The organism is Paenirhizobium naphthalenivorans (assembly GCF_007992095.1).
Taxonomy (GTDB): domain Bacteria; phylum Pseudomonadota; class Alphaproteobacteria; order Rhizobiales; family Rhizobiaceae; genus Allorhizobium; species Allorhizobium naphthalenivorans.
Genome location: NZ_BJZP01000003.1, coordinates 261,753 through 276,809 on the forward strand (window position 1 = coordinate 261,753; position 15,057 = coordinate 276,809).

At 60.6% G+C, this 15,057-nt stretch carries 17 protein-coding genes; 12 read left to right on the top strand and 5 right to left on the bottom strand.

The features are described 5' to 3' along the window. Positions 1 to 6: 6 nt before the first annotated feature. Together RNA01_RS04690 and RNA01_RS04695 are read right to left on the bottom strand one after the other, a co-directional pair. Complete coding sequence (locus tag RNA01_RS04690; RefSeq protein ID WP_147178797.1) at positions 7 to 1,095, bottom strand: coiled-coil domain-containing protein; 1,089 nt, start codon at positions 1,093 to 1,095, stop codon at positions 7 to 9. A gap of 231 nt (positions 1,096 to 1,326) precedes the next feature. Next, positions 1,327 to 1,710 carry a c-type cytochrome gene (locus RNA01_RS04695; protein ID WP_147178798.1) on the bottom strand — a complete coding sequence of 128 codons (384 nt, stop codon included), beginning with the start codon at positions 1,708 to 1,710 and terminating at the stop codon, positions 1,327 to 1,329. Between the two features lie 291 nt (positions 1,711 to 2,001). On the opposite strand from RNA01_RS04695, the gene RNA01_RS04700 reads away from it, so the two are divergent. The 7 genes from RNA01_RS04700 to RNA01_RS04730 all read left to right on the top strand — a co-directional run bounded on the left by RNA01_RS04700 (position 2,002) and on the right by RNA01_RS04730 (position 8,659). Beyond that, on the top strand, positions 2,002 to 2,958 hold the full coding sequence (locus tag RNA01_RS04700) for a choline ABC transporter substrate-binding protein (protein WP_147178799.1): 957 nt from the start codon (positions 2,002 to 2,004) through the stop codon (positions 2,956 to 2,958). Between the two features lie 80 nt (positions 2,959 to 3,038). Beyond that, a complete protein-coding gene (gene choW / locus RNA01_RS04705; RefSeq protein ID WP_147178800.1) occupies positions 3,039 to 3,914 on the top strand; it encodes a choline ABC transporter permease subunit in 876 nt (291 codons plus the stop codon). After that, the gene (gene choV, locus RNA01_RS04710; RefSeq protein ID WP_147178801.1) at positions 3,911 to 4,957 is read left to right on the top strand and encodes a choline ABC transporter ATP-binding protein; all 1,047 of its coding nucleotides are present in this window, start codon (positions 3,911 to 3,913) and stop codon (positions 4,955 to 4,957) included. The genes choW and choV overlap by 4 nt, the downstream gene beginning before the upstream one ends. A 44-nt stretch (positions 4,958 to 5,001) precedes the next feature. After that, complete coding sequence (locus RNA01_RS04715) at positions 5,002 to 5,751, top strand: HugZ family pyridoxamine 5'-phosphate oxidase (protein ID WP_147178802.1); 750 nt, start codon at positions 5,002 to 5,004, stop codon at positions 5,749 to 5,751. A gap of 111 nt (positions 5,752 to 5,862) precedes the next feature. Then, complete coding sequence (locus RNA01_RS04720; protein ID WP_147178803.1) at positions 5,863 to 6,180, top strand: ArsR/SmtB family transcription factor; 318 nt, start codon at positions 5,863 to 5,865, stop codon at positions 6,178 to 6,180. 499 nt (positions 6,181 to 6,679) lie between these two features. Further along, positions 6,680 to 8,008 carry an omega-aminotransferase AptA gene (gene aptA, locus RNA01_RS04725; protein WP_147178804.1) on the top strand — a complete coding sequence of 443 codons (1,329 nt, stop codon included), beginning with the start codon at positions 6,680 to 6,682 and terminating at the stop codon, positions 8,006 to 8,008. Between the two features lie 279 nt (positions 8,009 to 8,287). After that, positions 8,288 to 8,659: a hypothetical protein gene (locus RNA01_RS04730; RefSeq protein ID WP_147178805.1), complete on the top strand. Its 372-nt coding sequence runs from the start codon at positions 8,288 to 8,290 to the stop codon at positions 8,657 to 8,659. A gap of 165 nt (positions 8,660 to 8,824) precedes the next feature. Here RNA01_RS04730 and RNA01_RS04735 read toward each other — a convergent pair whose 3' ends face one another. Together RNA01_RS04735 and RNA01_RS04740 are read right to left on the bottom strand one after the other, a co-directional pair. Beyond that, entirely contained in the window at positions 8,825 to 9,154 is a 330-nt protein-coding gene (locus tag RNA01_RS04735) for a chaperone modulator CbpM (RefSeq protein ID WP_147178806.1), read from the bottom strand. Continuing rightward, complete coding sequence (locus RNA01_RS04740; RefSeq protein WP_147178807.1) at positions 9,151 to 10,068, bottom strand: DnaJ C-terminal domain-containing protein; 918 nt, start codon at positions 10,066 to 10,068, stop codon at positions 9,151 to 9,153. Before RNA01_RS04740 ends, RNA01_RS04735 begins: the two co-directional genes overlap by 4 nt. Before the next feature lie 393 nt (positions 10,069 to 10,461). Here RNA01_RS04740 and RNA01_RS04745 point away from each other — a divergent pair, with 393 nt between their 5' ends. From RNA01_RS04745 to RNA01_RS04765, 5 genes are all read left to right on the top strand, one after another. Beyond that, positions 10,462 to 11,340, top strand: coding sequence for an aldose 1-epimerase family protein (locus RNA01_RS04745; RefSeq protein ID WP_147178808.1), 879 nt, complete (start codon positions 10,462 to 10,464; stop codon positions 11,338 to 11,340). Between the two features lie 64 nt (positions 11,341 to 11,404). Continuing rightward, positions 11,405 to 13,099 (top strand): adenine deaminase, encoded by a 1,695-nt coding sequence (gene ade / locus RNA01_RS04750; protein WP_147178809.1) that lies wholly within the window; start codon positions 11,405 to 11,407, stop codon positions 13,097 to 13,099. 215 nt (positions 13,100 to 13,314) lie between these two features. Beyond that, positions 13,315 to 13,560, top strand: a complete 246-nt coding sequence (locus tag RNA01_RS04755) for a DUF4160 domain-containing protein (RefSeq protein WP_147178810.1) — start codon at positions 13,315 to 13,317, stop codon at positions 13,558 to 13,560. Next, the gene (locus tag RNA01_RS04760) at positions 13,541 to 13,792 is read left to right on the top strand and encodes a DUF2442 domain-containing protein (protein WP_147178811.1); all 252 of its coding nucleotides are present in this window, start codon (positions 13,541 to 13,543) and stop codon (positions 13,790 to 13,792) included. The genes RNA01_RS04755 and RNA01_RS04760 overlap by 20 nt, the downstream gene beginning before the upstream one ends. Positions 13,793 to 13,807: 15 nt before the next feature. Beyond that, positions 13,808 to 14,590, top strand: coding sequence for a potassium channel family protein (locus RNA01_RS04765; RefSeq protein ID WP_147178812.1), 783 nt, complete (start codon positions 13,808 to 13,810; stop codon positions 14,588 to 14,590). Positions 14,591 to 14,602: 12 nt separating this feature from the next. On the opposite strand, the gene aac(6') is transcribed toward RNA01_RS04765, so the two are convergent. Continuing rightward, positions 14,603 to 15,049 (bottom strand): aminoglycoside 6'-N-acetyltransferase, encoded by a 447-nt coding sequence (aac(6'), locus tag RNA01_RS04770; protein ID WP_147178874.1) that lies wholly within the window; start codon positions 15,047 to 15,049, stop codon positions 14,603 to 14,605. Between the last annotated feature and the right edge of the window lie 8 nt (positions 15,050 to 15,057).

The following is a 15,057-nucleotide window of genomic DNA, read 5'->3' on the forward strand; positions in this document are numbered from 1 at the left end:
GACGCGTCACGACTTCACGTAATTGGCCGAATTATGCTTGTCGAGCACCGTCTGGAAACGCCGGGCAAAGGCCTCGTCTGCAAGCTTCTTGCGGCGCTGGATGTCCTGGGTGGACAGCATGTTCTTCTCGTGCAGCTCCAGCAGATCGCCGATGTGGCGCTGCGCGGCGGCGCCGACGCCGGCCATGGTTTCCTCGGCAGCGGTATCGACCTGACTACCAAGCGTGTTGATCCTGTGCGCCACCTCCTGTTGGGCGGCCGTCTTCAGCGAGTCTTCCAGCGCCTTGTAGAGCACGATGCGCTGCTCGGTATCGATCGTCAGCTTGTTGATCAGCGTGTTCTGCGCGGCGATCTGGTTGTTGAGACTGTCGACGAAGGTCTGGAACATCGAGGTATAGCGTTCCAGCGTCTGGCTTTCGGCCAGAAGTTCCTGCTCCTTGGCCTGCGCCTGGTTGTATTCGGTTGCCAGCTTCGAGCGTTCGCCCTCGAGTTGGGTGCGGGCCGACTGATCGGTCGACGCGGCGATCCCGTTCTCGATGTCGAGCAGCATCGGATTGAGCTCTTCAATGCGCTTCTGCGTCGTTTCCAGCGTCGCGATCGTCATTTTGCGCCGCTCGATCACCTGGATCAGGCTCGCCTCGGAGCTGCTGTAGCGCTGGTCCAGCACGGTGCGCTGGTCCTTGAGAATGCCGACGATGCTGTCGGACTTGGCCAGCAATTCCTGCAGATTGCCAGCAAGCGACATATTGCGCACCCGATCGGTGCGCATGCGCTGCGCCTTCTGTTTGGAGAAAATGCCGATGAATTTCTCGTAGCCGGTATAGCTCTTCATGCTCTCGAACTCGGCGCCGAACACATTGGTCGCATCCTCGAGCCCGATGATCAGATCGGCGATATTCGCCTCCATCACCTTCTGTTGCTTGATGACGTCCTCGATGCGGGCGTTCTCGATGTCGAAATTGACGTCGCCGAGCTTCGTGTCAGCCTTAGCGAACTGGTCGAGCACGACGCTAGACTGCTCCATCTTGCCCCTGACCTCGCTGACGATGGTACGGGTCTTTTCGATTTCGCTGTCGAAGGACTGAAGCGAGGCCATGCGGTCGTCTCCCTGAACTGTCGCCGGATACCCATCCGGCCCAAACGGCATATCACCGCAACCTTATAACAAATCAATGATATTAGAACCGCCGCAGCGACCGCCGGACAGAAAATTACGGATCTGATATGGAGGTTGGCACACCGCCCGCAAGAGCCGAAAAATAAAAACGGGCAGCGGCGATGTTTCGCGCCACTGCCCGTCAAGAAATGCGCCAGCTGGCCGCACCCGTTATTGGGCGGACGTGCTCTTCAGATAGGCGATGACGTTTGCGATGTCTTCAGGCTTCTTGAGGCCGGCAAATGCCATGATGGTGCCCTTGACCAGATCCTTCGGCTTGGGAAGGTATTCGGTCAGAAGCTCCTCGGTCCACACCTTGCCGTGCTCGCCGAATTCCTTCATTGCCTTGGAATACTTGAAGCCCTCCACGGTTGCGACCGGACGTCCCACAACGCCCATCAGGCTCGGGCCAACCTTGTTCTTGGCTTCCGTGGCCGTGTGGCAGGCCTGGCATTGCTTGAACACCTTGGCGCCGGCGACGGCATCCCCTTCAGCAAAGGCTGCGCCCGCGGGAATGGTCAGCGAGGCAGCCAGGATCAGACAGCGAAGTTTCATGAACTCTCCCTTTGGAATCCGTATCGCGCCGCGCGAATGCGACGCGTTGGCGAATAGAATAGATGAACTGTGGACCATTTTCCACAGGACGCAATGCCGCGGTATTGACAGCGATCATGCGACGCCAAGGATTTCATAACCTTGGCCGGGTCAAGCGCGACTAAAGAATCGACGGGAACAGGTCCATACCGCGTCGCAAACAGGGAGGGGTTTGAGGCGCAAATGCGCCCGCGCTTGCTTTTGTGATGTATAGAATGTTGACTTGGGAACATCAAAAAACGGGAGTCCAACATGTCCAAGCTCGCATTCCACCGCCTGGCCGTCGCGACCGCGACCGCCGTCATCGCCTTCGGTTTCACCCAGGCAAAGGCCGCTGAAGCACAAAGCTGTTCCACCGTCCGCTTCTCCGACGTCGGCTGGACCGACATCACCTCGACGACCGCAACTGCATCGGTCATCCTCAAGGCACTCGGTTACGAAACCTCGGTCACCGTCCTGTCGCTGCCGGTGACCTACACCTCGATGAAAAACAAGGACATCGATGTCTTCCTCGGCAACTGGATGCCGAGCCAGAGCAATGACATCAAGCCCTATCTCGACGACAAGTCGGTCGAATCCTTCGGCCCGAACCTCGAAGGCGCGAAGTACACGCTGGCGACCAACGCCAAGGGCGCCGAGCTCGGCATCAAGGATTTCGCCGACATCGCCAAGCACAAGGATGAGCTGGAAGGCAAGATCTACGGCATCGAGCCGGGCAATGACGGCAACCGTCTGGTGCTCGAAATGATCGAAAAGAACGAATTCGGTCTTGAAGGCTTCGAAGTGGTCGAATCCTCCGAACAGGGCATGCTCGCGCAGGTCGCCCGCTCGGAAAGCGACGGTGCGCCGGTGGTCTTCCTCGGCTGGGCTCCGCACCCGATGAACTCCACCTTCAAGCTGACTTACCTGACGGGCGGCGATGACGTCTTCGGCCCGAACTTCGGCGGCGCGTCGGTCTACACCAACATCCGCGCCGGCTACACCACCGAATGCCCGAACGTCGGCAAATTCATCACCAACCTCAAGTTCTCGCTCGACATGGAAAATCAGGTCATGGGCGGCATTCTCAATGACGGCAAGGACCCGGAGGTCGCGGCGACCGATTGGCTGAAGGCCAACGGCGCGGCCATCGAGCCCTGGCTCGCCGGCGTCACCACCAAGGATGGCGGCGACGGCTTGGCGTCCGTTAAGAGCGCCCTCGGCCTCTAACGACAAATGATCAAGGGAGCGGCGAAAGCCGCTCCTTCTTTCTCGGGAGTATGACAAGGCCGCGAAGGCACAGGGGAACTATGGACTGGCTGACGGATTACAAGATCCCAATCGGGGTGGGCGCCAAGCAAGTGGTCGACTTGCTGACGACACATCTGAAACTCTTTTTCGACTTCATCGCAATGATCCTGAGCGCCTCGATCAATGCGATGCTGTTCGTGCTCCAGGCCCCCTATCTCAAGGGAACGGCCCTGGCGGATTTCTATCCACTGATCATGATCCTGATCTTTACCGCGATCGCCTGGCTGATGCGGCGCTCCATCGGGATCGCTGTTTTCACCCTCATCGGCCTTCTGGTCATCTACAACCAGGGCTACTGGAAAGAGACCATGGAGACCCTGGCGCTGGTGCTGGCGGCGACTGGCGTGTCGATGGTGGTCGGCGTGCCGATCGGCATCGCAGCTGCCCGGCGTCCCTGGCTCTATTCGGTGATTCGCCCCATTCTCGACCTGATGCAGACGATCCCAACCTTCGTCTACCTGATCCCGGCGCTGATCCTGTTCGGGCTCGGCATGGTTCCGGGGCTGATTGCGACTGTCATCTTCGCCATTCCCGCCCCGATCCGGCTTACCCGCCTCGGCATCATCTCCACGCCGCCCTCGCTGGTCGAAGCAGCTCAGGCCTTCGGCGCCACGCCCTCCCAGGTGCTGCGCAAGGTCGAACTGCCCTTCGCCATGCCACAGATCATGGCAGGCTTGACCCAGACGATCATGCTGTCGCTGTCGATGGTGGTGATTGCCGCGCTCGTCGGCGCCAGCGGTCTCGGTGTACCGGTCGTGCGCGCGCTGAACACCGTCAACATCGCCAAGGGCTTTGAATCGGGTCTTTGCATCGTCATCCTCGCGATCATCCTCGATCGCATCTTCCGGCCATCCGACGAAGGAGACGCCGCATGACCGCTGTCCAGTTCGACAATGTCTCGATCATCTTCGGCAACAATCCCAAACGCGCGCTGGAGATGGCGGACGCGGGTAGAAGCCGTGACGAAATCGGTGAGGAAACCGGCCTGGTGCTCGGCGTCGCCAATGCCTCGCTGAGTGTCAAGGAAGGCGAGATCCTGGTCCTGATGGGGCTTTCGGGCTCGGGAAAATCGACCCTTCTGCGCGCCGTCAACGGGCTTGCCCCGGTGGTGCGCGGCGATGTCCAGGTTTTCAATGACGGCAAAACGACCAATCCCTACACCTGTTCCCCCAAGGGGCTGCGCGATCTGCGCATGCACACGGTCTCAATGGTATTTCAGCAATTCGGCCTTTTGCCTTGGCGCACCGTTGCGGAGAACGTCGGCTTCGGGCTGGAGCTTGCAGGCACAGGCGAGGCCGAGCGCCAGCGTGCGGTCGCTGAACAACTGGATCTGGTCAACCTGACCCAATGGGCCGACCGCAAGGTCAACGAGCTCTCGGGCGGCATGCAGCAGCGTGTCGGCCTCGCCCGCGCCTTTGCCACCGGCGCCCCGATCCTGCTCATGGACGAGCCGTTCTCGGCGCTGGATCCGCTGATCCGGACGCGGCTGCAAGACGAACTCCTCGAATTCCAGCGTCGGCTGAAGAAGACCATCCTGTTCGTCAGCCACGATCTTGATGAAGCCTTCCGAATCGGCAACCGAATCGCCATCATGGAAGGTGGACGAATCATCCAGTGCGGCACGCCGCAGGAAATCGTACGCAATCCGGCCGACCAATATGTCGCCGACTTTGTCCAGAACATGAATCCGATCAGCATGCTGACGGCCCGCGATGTGATGCGCACCGGAGCTGGAACGACTGGCGACCAAGGCACTGTCGCCGGTACGGCACGACCGGAAACGCCGCTGGTCGAGATCATCGACGCGCTCGCCCGACACCCTGGGGCGGTCGGCGTGGTTGACAATGGGTCAATCATCGGGACGATCTCGGCCCAGGATATCGTCACCGGCCTCACCCTTCACCGCCGCAAGGATTGAAGCGTGCGTTCTGTCCGGCGACGTCGGACGGAACGGAGACCATCATGAACGACAAACCCTCGGTCATTCGCGAAACGGACGACGAGGCGCGCGGCCTCGCACGCCGTCTCTTGCGATCGGCCCGTTTCGTGGCGCTGGCTGTGATCGATCCCCAGACGCACTTCCCCTCGGTCAGCCGAGTTCTCATCGGCACGGACACCGACGGGGTTCCGGTAATCCTTGTGTCGCAGCTTTCGGCACATACCAGGGCGCTCGATGCGGATAACCGGGTGTCGCTCCTTGCCGGCGAACCCGGCAAGGGTGACCCGCTCGCCCATCCCCGCCTCACTCTGCAATGTGTCGCCGAGCCTGTCGAGCGCGATGGCGCTGCCCATGACCGGCTGCGAACCCGCTTCATCGACCGCCACCCGAAAGCGAAGCTCTACATCGACTTTCCCGATTTCCGCTTTTTCCGCCTCGTACCAAAGAGCGCAAGCCTCAACGGCGGCTTCGGCCGGGCCTATCTCCTGCCTGGAGAGGACTTCTTGATCCCCTCCGAACCCAGTGGGGAGGTTTCGGGAAACGAAGCAGCCCTGCTGCAAGATCTGGCAAGCGCCAGGCCGGAGCTTGCCGCGCAATTGGCCACCGGGCCTTGCGGCAAGAAACCGGGAAAGTGGCTTCTTTGCGGCCTGGACCGGGCAGGAATTGATATAATTTCGGGCGATTTACTGGTTAGATACGATTTCAGGCATCTTATAGAATCAAAGGCAGACCTTTATTCTTTAATTTCTAATATAGAATACCGGATACCTTAAATTTAGGAATATACAATCTTGTAGGCGTTGGTAGTGTTTAGATACAGCCTATTTGATGGATTGCAGACCGTCGCCTTCCCCCCGAGGCCCGGCAAAACGAAAGTTGACCTGATGAAAACCAAGGCATTGTCCGAACAGTCCATTCCCGCCGCCAGCCTTCTTTCGGCCATGGCAAACCCCAAGCGCCTGATGATCCTCTGCAGCCTCGTCCAGGGCGAAGTTCCGGTCGGCGTGCTCGCCAACCAGGTCGGCCTGAGTCAGTCTGCCCTTTCGCAGCACCTGTCGAAATTGCGCGCCCAGAAGCTGGTCAAGACCCGCCGTGACGCGCAGACGATCTATTATTCCAGCAACGCTGAGGCCGTCATCAAGATCCTTGGCACGCTGGAAGACATCTACTGCTCGAACAACGCCAGCAAGACGGCCGCCTGACGACTCGCCGTCTACGGCATAGAGAAGGCAATCAGCGTCTTCTCGCCGTCCGGCCACATGATAATTTTCGATATTTCATGACCTAATCACAAATTCCGGACCGGCCGATCTACGATCCGCCGGTCTTTGTGTCTCACGCATTCGCAGGCACCGACCCGCCACCTTAGACAGCCGGACCGGTACCTGCCAGCGCTTGCCGCCGGTCTGTCGAAAGACGCCCGAACTGCCCTCCGGAACGCCCCCGACGAAACCTATAGTTGACTATCGAGCTTGCGTTGAGCTTGAGGCGACGCGTTGAGCCTGTCCGCGCTGGGGGTGCGCAGCCGCTCTACCGGTTTCCCAAACATAACCGGAACCGGCACGATCCATGATGTTTCGTGATGCCGGTTGACGACTTTGGGTGCCCTGTTAATTTGACCGGGTTTTATCACATCTGCGGCGTCTTCGCCGCCAACCGGGAAATGGTCTCCCGCAACGAAAATGGCCATGGAGAAATTGGATGTCCAACCGCCTGAACACCACGCCTAACGATATGCGCGCCTTCTGGATGCCGTTTACGGCCAATCGCCAGTTCAAGAAGGAGCCGCGTCTTTTCGTCGGCGCCAAGGATATGTATTACACGACCCATGACGGCCGCCAGGTGCTTGACGGCACGGCTGGTCTCTGGTGCGTGAACGCTGGCCACTGCCGCCCGAAGATCACCGAGGCGATCTGTGAACAGGCTGGCGAACTCGATTATGCGCCGGCCTTCCAGCTCGGTCATCCCAAGGCCTTCGAGCTTGCCAACCGCTTGGTCGACATCGCGCCGGAAGGCATGAACCATGTGTTCTACACCAACTCCGGTTCGGAATCGGTCGACACCGCGCTGAAGATCGCGCTCGCCTACCAGCGCGTGAAGGGTGAAGGCTCCCGTTTCCGTCTGATCGGCCGTGAGCGCGGCTATCACGGCATCAACTTCGGCGGCATGTCGGTTGGCGGCATCGTCTCCAACCGCAAAATGTTCGGCACGCTGCTGACCGGCGTCGACCACATGCCGCACACTCACCTGCCGGGCAAGAACGCCTTCACCAAGGGCCAGCCGGAATACGGCGTGGAGCTTGCCGACGAGCTGGAACGCATCGTCGCCCTGCACGATGCCTCGACCATCGCCGCCGTCATCGTCGAACCGGTTTCGGGCTCGACCGGCGTGCTGATCCCGCCGAAGGGCTACCTCCAGCGCCTGCGCGAGATCTGCACCAAGCACGGCATCCTGCTGATCTTCGACGAAGTCATCACCGGCTTCGGCCGCCTCGGCACTCCGTTCGCCACGCAGTACTTCGACGTCATGCCGGACATCATCACCACCGCCAAGGGCCTGACCAACGGCGTTATCCCGATGGGTGCGGTCTTTGTCACCTCCGAGATCCATGACGCATTCATGACCGGTCCGGAGCACATGATCGAGTTCATGCACGGCTACACCTATTCCGGCAACCCGATCGCCTCGGCTGCCGGTCTCGGCACGCTTGACACCTACAAGGAAGAAGGCCTGCTCACCCGTGCGGCCGAGCTTGCGCCCTACTGGGAAGAGAAGCTGCACTCGCTCGCCGACTGCCCGCATGTCATCGACATCCGCAACATCGGCCTGATCGGCGCCATCGAGCTTGCCCCGATCGCCGGCGAACCGACCAAGCGTGCCTTCAACGCCTTCCTCAAGGCCTATGAAAGTGGCCTGCTGATCCGCACCACCGGCGACATCATCGCGCTTTCGCCGCCGCTGATCATCACCAAGGCCGAGATCGACGAACTGTTCGACAAGCTGCGCAAGGTACTGATGAGCAATATCTAAGACCTTCGTCCGGCGGCGCGCTTACACCGCAAGGGCCTCGAAGGATCAGGCACCCAGGGAAAGCGGCCGGAAACGGCCGCTTTTCATTAGGACGGCTGCCCTTGCGCCGTTTCCCCATCCGGCTTATCCTCAAGAAAATTGAGGGCATGAGCCAATGCCCCTGCGCCGACCACTGGCAGGGCATTGACCGAGGCGCCTTACAAAGCCTGACGCGTCGCCGGCCATAGCCCTAAGGCGCCGGTGTTTGGTTCGCCCATTAACGCACGTCAGGAGACGTCCATGGTCGACCCGGTCAAACGCATCTCGCGCACCGATCCCTCGGCGCCAACCCAGATCGACAGCAGCCTTTCGATCAGCTCCGAGCCCGATAACGCCTGGATTGCAGCCCGGCAGTCGAAAATTACCGAAGGTCTGCTGGCCCTTGAAAAGGCCGCCCGAGACGAAATCGCCTCCCGCAGCCAGCCAGAGGAAGACAGCAAAGCCGTGCGCGAGCGCGAGTCACGCGCCCGGCACTTGGGTGAGCCTTATGGTGAGGCGGAAGAAGCTGAGAAACCGCCGGAGCATCCGGAGTTTTCCGGCGAAAGCGACCGGATCGGCACCCAGAACTTCGACGACGACACGCCCTTTGGGACCCGCGTCGTGATTCTCTGATCGAAAACGAGAGCTGTTGCCCATAGCCGACTGCCGCCGGGTAGGGCCCGCGGATAAGCATTCGGCATCAGGAGAGAAACAGATCACAGTGCCGCCAAGGTAAACCGGAACGGGACGCCGCTCCGTTCAGATGCGAAACCACCCATCCGTCCTCAAGCCTTCTCGTCAATCTTGCCGCTCGGGGTCAATGGCCGAGAGAATTGCCGCCTGCACGTCCTCGCCCTGTGCCGCCACAGCGGCCGTCAGCGTCAACAGTTGCTGACGCGTTTGGTAAAGCTGATCAACGAGAGACAATACAACCGGCAGGGCCTCCGCATCGATCTCCAGTTCATAATGCAGGCTGCAGATCATCCTGATCCGGGCGCATTCCATGTCAGAGAAGAGCAGCGCTCCGGCCTCCTCCTGCGGGGAAACCAGAGCCTCTTCGATCCAGGCGTCGAGGTCGCTGCGCTGAAGTGCTTCGATCTGCTCGACAATTTCGTCAACGCGCATCATTTCAGCATCTCCTTGCGCGGTTCGTCCGGAGTCTTCGGCTGCCAGGTCTCCAGAAACGCTGCCAGCTCGGGTTCGTTGCCGGAGGGCAGAACGACTTTCAGAGTGATCAACTGGTGCCCGCGCTGGCCGGTCTTACGGTTGCGAACGCCCTTGTCGCGCAGTCGAAGCGTCTGGCCAGTATTTGCGCCCTTCGGGATTGTCATTGCGACCGGACCACTGATTGTCGGCACATTGATCCGCGCGCCCAGCACGGCCTCCTTCAGCGTGACAGGCACCTCCACATGGATATTATCGTCCTTGCGGTGGAAGAACGGGTGCGGCTCGACATGCAGTTCGACAAAGGCATCCCCTGCCGGTCCACCGCCAAAACCGGGCATTCCCTGCCCCTTCAGCCGCAGCGTTTGCCGGTCGTCAGCCCCTTCGGGAATCGTAACCTGGAGCGTCTTGCCCTCAGGCAATGTAATGGTCTTCACGGCCCCATTGACTGCGTCGATAAAACCGATGGGCAGCACATAGTTCACATCCTGCCCGCGCGCCCGGAATGTGCTATGGGATCGTTTCGCCCCGCCGCCAAAAGCGCGCGAGAGAAAATCCTCCAGATCCTCATTGCTGGCAAAGCCATCCTGCGCCGCGTGGGCGGAATGGGTCGGCCCATCAGCAAAATCACGGTAATACCGCTGCTGCGGCTTTTCCGCTCCGCTGGCATCGATCTCACCCGCATCGAAACGCCGGCGCTTGTCCTTATCCTTCAGCAGATCGTGTGCCGCGGAGATAGCCTTGAACTTCTCTTCGGCCTTTTTGTCTCCCGGATGCAAGTCGGGGTGGAATTTGCGTGCCAGCTTCTTGAACGCATCCTTGATTTCCTTATCGCTCGCGGAACGAGCGACGCCAAGGGTCTCATAAGGGTCTGCCATGCTTTGATCCCATCTCACACACGTCTTGAACGGCCATATGCCTCGTCAGGGGCAGCGAGCCAGATAGGCCCGCGCGTATCCCATACAACAAAACGTAGTCAGCGTGATCGCCGGACGCAATGGGGCAGGCACTATTTCCGCCCCGGACAAAAAAGCCCGCGCCGAGAAGTCATCCCTCCTCTCACAGCCAAGCCACGATCACCCCATAGCGCCATAGGAGAGGCTGGCTGGCGCATCAGTTGGCCGAACCCGTTAGTGCCCCGCGCCAGCGCATATCCCCATCGCTGCACCCCTGAAATCCGGAGGATCAAGGAACGGGAATGCATTTTCCCTCGCCGGCAAGGACGCGAATCCTCTATTGTGCGCCGCACCACCCCAGAGGAAGCCAGATCCATGCCGGACATCACCCCCATCACCAATGACCGGATTTCCGTGAAGGTGTCCTCGCTTGGTGCTGAAATGCAGTCCCTGACGGATAGCCGAGGTCAGGGCTTTCTCTGGAATGGCGATGCCGCCTGGTGGTCCGGCCGTTCGCCGATCCTGTTTCCCATCGTCGGCAAAACCCCGGACGACGTGCTGGAGATTTCCGGCAAGTCCTTCCCTATGAAGCAGCACGGCTTTGCCCGGCGCAGCGAATTCTCTCTGGTGGAAGCCACCCGAACCGCCTGTCGCCACCGTCTTGTCGCAAGTGACGAAACACGGGCGATCTACCCCTACGAGTTCCAGCTGGATGTGGAACACCGGCTGCACGAGAGCACGCTGACCATCACCGCCACCGTGACCAACCGTGGCGATACGCCCATGCTCTATGGCATCGGTTTCCATCCGGCCTTCCTCTGGCCGCTGCCGGGTGGTGAAGGCAGGCCGCACACAATTATCCTCGACAATGGCGGCGTCCCGTCGCTTCTTCGTCTGGCGGACGGCCTTGTCTGTCCGGATCAGCGGCCATCACCCTTCGCCACAGGCCGCCTTATGCTCGCTCCGGACCTGTTCGAGGACGACGCGATGATCTTTCCGGAAGGCGCCGGCACCGGGCTGACCTATGCGGCAGAAGGCGGTCCTTCGCTGCATTTCACCTTTGAGAACCTGCCCAACATCGCCCTTTGGCAGAAGCCCGGCGCGCCCTTCGTCTGCATCGAGCCCTGGCACGGCATGGCCGCCCGTGTCGGCGGCACCGCCGAATTGGCCGAACGACCGTTCACTGTCACCCTCGCCAGCGGGGAGAACGCCCGCTACGGCTTTTCGGTGGAGCTGCCGGACCAAAGGCCGTGATGCCGATTCCCTTGTCGGCGCCAAACCGCTAAGCTTCCTCAATGACGGAACCGGAGTAGACTACATGAGCACCTTGGAAAACCGCATCGACCAGGGCACCGGCCGCATCCGCGCTGACCTCGTCCTGAAGAACGGCCGTTTCTTCGATCTCGTTACCGGCGAACTCATCGCCTCTGACGTCGCCATCTGCGGCGACACCATCGTCGGCACCGGCGAGGCCTACGAGGGTCACGAGGAGATCGACATATCCGGCCGGATCATCGTTCCGGGCTTCATCGACACCCACCTGCACATCGAAAGCTCGCTGGTCACGCCGCATGAGTTCGACCGCTGCGTGTTGCCCTACGGTGTGACAACGGCGATCTGCGATCCGCACGAGATCGCCAACGTGCTCGGCACCGAGGGCATCGAGTTCTTCCTTGATAGTTCCGAACAGACGATCATGGACATCCGTGTCCAGCTCTCGTCCTGCGTACCCGCCACCCATCTGGAGACCTCCGGCGCCGATCTCCCGATCGAGCGGCTTTTGCCCTTTCGCCATCATCCCAAGGTGATCGGCCTTGCCGAATTCATGAATTTCCCCGGCGTGATCCACAAGGATCCGATCTGCATGGCCAAGCTCGAGCCCTTCCAGGGCGGCCATATCGACGGTCACGCCCCGCTGCTCTCCGGCCGCGACCTGAACGGCTATCTCTCGGCCGGCATCCGCACCGAGCACGAATGCACCAATGTGCCGGAGGCGCTGGAGAAGATCCGCAAGGGTATGCATATTCTGGTGCGCGAGGGCTCCGTGTCGAAGGATCTTCATGCCCTGATGCCGATCCTCACCGAGCGGTTGTCACCTTTCCTCGCGCTCTGCACTGACGACCGCAATCCGCTCGACATCGCCGAGGAAGGTCATCTCGACTACATGATCCGCACGGCGATCGCCCATGGCGTGGAACCGATCGCCGTCTATCGGGCGGCCTCCATTTCGGCGGCGCGCGCCTTCGGCCTTCGCGATCGCGGCCTCGTCGCCCCCGGCTGGCGGGCCGATCTGGTGGTGGTCGACAGCTTGGAGAACTGCAAGGCGGAAATGGTCTTTGCTGCCGGCCGCCGCGTCACCGATGCTCTGTTTTCCACCCGCAAGCCAGTCGCCCCGGTCGGCCTCGACAGCGTCAAGGCGCGGATCGTCAAGGCCGCCGACTTCGGTGTGCCGGTCACAACCGGCGAAACCCCGGTAATCGGGGTCATGCCCGGCAAGATCATCACCGAACACCGCCGCTACCGCCTTCCGACCAATGGCAACCAGACCAGCATCGATCTGGCAAACGACATCATCAAGGTCGCCGTGATCGAACGCCACGGCAAGAACGGCAACCATGCCAATGGTTTCGTCCAGGGTTTTGGCCTGAAGTCCGGCGCGATCGCCTCGACCGTCGGCCATGACAGCCACAATATCTGCGTGGTCGGCGTCTCCGAAGACGACATGGCGCTGGCCGCCAACCGGCTTGGCGAGATCAAGGGCGGCTTCGTCGTGGTCGACAACGGCAAGGTGACCGGCGAGATCGCCCTGCCCGTCGCCGGCCTGATGAGCCTTGAGCCCTATGAGAGCGTGCGCGACACGCTGCATGAACTGCGCAAGGCGGCCTATGCACTGGGCACGACGCTACAGGAACCCTTCCTGCAGGTCGCCTTCCTGCCACTGCCGGTCATCCCCCACCTGAAGATCTCCGACATGGGCATGGTCGACGTCGACAAGTTCTGCCTGATCGGGTGAGTGGCCTGTCAACACACTAGTTCAGTGCAAACTCGGCAAACGATTCAATTCGGCCCATTATCCACAGGCCCCGTTCTGTCTATCGGGAGGAAAACGGGTCACAGACTTTGACGGACTGGAGGACCGAGAGAATATCGGTCCAGATTTCATCCCATCGCACTGAACAGCCTGCAAGACACCTCAAAATTGAGCCGGTCACCAATGGGAGCAGAACTATGCCGGTCGTCTTTTGCTGCAACGGATATCGATTTTTCTTCTACTCGAACGAAGGTTCACCCCGCGAACCGTTGCATGTTCATGTTCGCCGTGGCGGGGAGATCGCCAAGATTTGGCTGGAGCCGCAGGTCGCCCTCGCTGAGAGCTATGGGTTCAAGAGTCGGGAACTCTCTGATATCGTCACCTTGGCGCAGGAGCATCGCTCCGAAATCGAAAGGGCATGGCATGAGCATTTCGGCGACTGAGGTGCGGTTCGATGATTCGACCATGTGGGTCTCCCTCACCGATGGTCGTGTTCTCGGGGTGCCTTTGGCCTGGTTTCCCAGACTTCTGGCTGCTGCCCCCTCCGACCTGCAAAGATATGAATTGAGCCCGACCGGCATTCATTGGGAAGGTTTGGATGAAGACATCTCGATCGCGGGACTGTTGGCTGGTCGTGGTGACCAGACGCGACCGGTGTCCATGGCAGCGGAATAGACCGATGCCTCTCGCATGACAAAGGATCGGGAAGTATCAGCCCCCCTCCGCAAGCGCCTCGCCCGCCTCTATTTCGGCGAGACCATCGCAGCAATCCGCTTCCAGCTGACGCTGGCGCTGATCGACATCGCCATCATCACCTTCTTCCTCCTCGGTCCCTATATGCGCGAGCGGCCGGGCTATCTGATCGTCGATTACCTGATCGCGATTTGGATCGCCGCCGAACTGCTGATGCAGATGGTAATCTCGCCCAACGTGCGCCGCTGGCTGCTGCGGCCGATGACCTGGGTCGATCTGCTGGTGCTCGGCACCCTGCTGTTTCCCCAGCTTCTGTTCAGCTTCGCCTTCCTGCGCGCGCTGCGGATCTGGGCGATCGCCCAGCGGCCGATCTTCACGATTATGCTGCGCCGTTTCGGCTGGGGTCACATGACCGATGTTGCGACCGCCGTCGTCAACTTCATCGTCTTCCTCTTCACCGTGACCGGCTTCGTCTACACCTTCTTCTTCTACCGGGTGGATGGCGGTGAGGGCTTTGTCGATGCCTTCTATTTCACGGTCGCGACCGTCACCACCACCGGGTTCGGCGACATCACCCTGCCCGGCACTTTCGGCAAGCTGACCTCGATCGTCACCATGATCATCGGCATCTCGCTCTTCGTCCGGCTCGCCCAGGCGATCGTGCGTCCCTACAAGGTCAGCTTCCCCTGCCCGAAATGCGGATTGCAACGCCACGATGCCGACGCCGTGCACTGCAAGGCCTGCGGCCACATTCTCAACATTCCCGACGAGGGGCTTTGAGATGGCACGTCCCTAAGCAACCGGCTTACGGAAGTATACGACCCGCTTGGTCTCCGCAAAGCCAAGCGCCTGGTGCATCGCGTGCGAGACCCGGTTGTCGATCTCCGCGTCGGACGCCATCTCGCGGAGGTCTTTCCCCTTAGCCCAATCCTCAAAGGCCGCAATCAGTGCCCGCGCGACCCCTTGCTTGCGAAAAGCGGGCGCAACATAGATTCCTTCGAGAAACGCGACCGGAGATCCTTCGCAGCCATTCACATGGTCGAAGCGCACGGCAGCCTCGATGAATCCCATCAAGGCGCCGGCCTGGTCGACAGCGACGAACGCGGTAAACGTGTCGGACCTGGCCAAAGCGTCATCGATTTCCGCGGCATGACCTTCCACGGACTCCTGCGGCCAAAGCTGCTGCCGGAGATCAATCCAGGCCGCGCGATGCGCAGCAGTGGCGGGTCTGACGTCCATCGACACTC

Coding starts and splice junctions, on each gene's coding strand:
- RNA01_RS04690 (WP_147178797.1), bottom strand. CDS start 1,095: ATGGCCTCGCTTCAGTCCTTCGACAGCGAAATCGAAAAGACCCGTACC.
- RNA01_RS04695 (WP_147178798.1), bottom strand. CDS start 1,710: ATGAAACTTCGCTGTCTGATCCTGGCTGCCTCGCTGACCATTCCCGCG.
- RNA01_RS04700 (WP_147178799.1), top strand. CDS start 2,002: ATGTCCAAGCTCGCATTCCACCGCCTGGCCGTCGCGACCGCGACCGCC.
- choW (WP_147178800.1), top strand. CDS start 3,039: ATGGACTGGCTGACGGATTACAAGATCCCAATCGGGGTGGGCGCCAAG.
- choV (WP_147178801.1), top strand. CDS start 3,911: ATGACCGCTGTCCAGTTCGACAATGTCTCGATCATCTTCGGCAACAAT.
- RNA01_RS04715 (WP_147178802.1), top strand. CDS start 5,002: ATGAACGACAAACCCTCGGTCATTCGCGAAACGGACGACGAGGCGCGC.
- RNA01_RS04720 (WP_147178803.1), top strand. CDS start 5,863: ATGAAAACCAAGGCATTGTCCGAACAGTCCATTCCCGCCGCCAGCCTT.
- aptA (WP_147178804.1), top strand. CDS start 6,680: ATGTCCAACCGCCTGAACACCACGCCTAACGATATGCGCGCCTTCTGG.
- RNA01_RS04730 (WP_147178805.1), top strand. CDS start 8,288: ATGGTCGACCCGGTCAAACGCATCTCGCGCACCGATCCCTCGGCGCCA.
- RNA01_RS04735 (WP_147178806.1), bottom strand. CDS start 9,154: ATGATGCGCGTTGACGAAATTGTCGAGCAGATCGAAGCACTTCAGCGC.
- RNA01_RS04740 (WP_147178807.1), bottom strand. CDS start 10,068: ATGGCAGACCCTTATGAGACCCTTGGCGTCGCTCGTTCCGCGAGCGAT.
- RNA01_RS04745 (WP_147178808.1), top strand. CDS start 10,462: ATGCCGGACATCACCCCCATCACCAATGACCGGATTTCCGTGAAGGTG.
- ade (WP_147178809.1), top strand. CDS start 11,405: ATGAGCACCTTGGAAAACCGCATCGACCAGGGCACCGGCCGCATCCGC.
- RNA01_RS04755 (WP_147178810.1), top strand. CDS start 13,315: ATGCCGGTCGTCTTTTGCTGCAACGGATATCGATTTTTCTTCTACTCG.
- RNA01_RS04760 (WP_147178811.1), top strand. CDS start 13,541: ATGAGCATTTCGGCGACTGAGGTGCGGTTCGATGATTCGACCATGTGG.
- RNA01_RS04765 (WP_147178812.1), top strand. CDS start 13,808: ATGACAAAGGATCGGGAAGTATCAGCCCCCCTCCGCAAGCGCCTCGCC.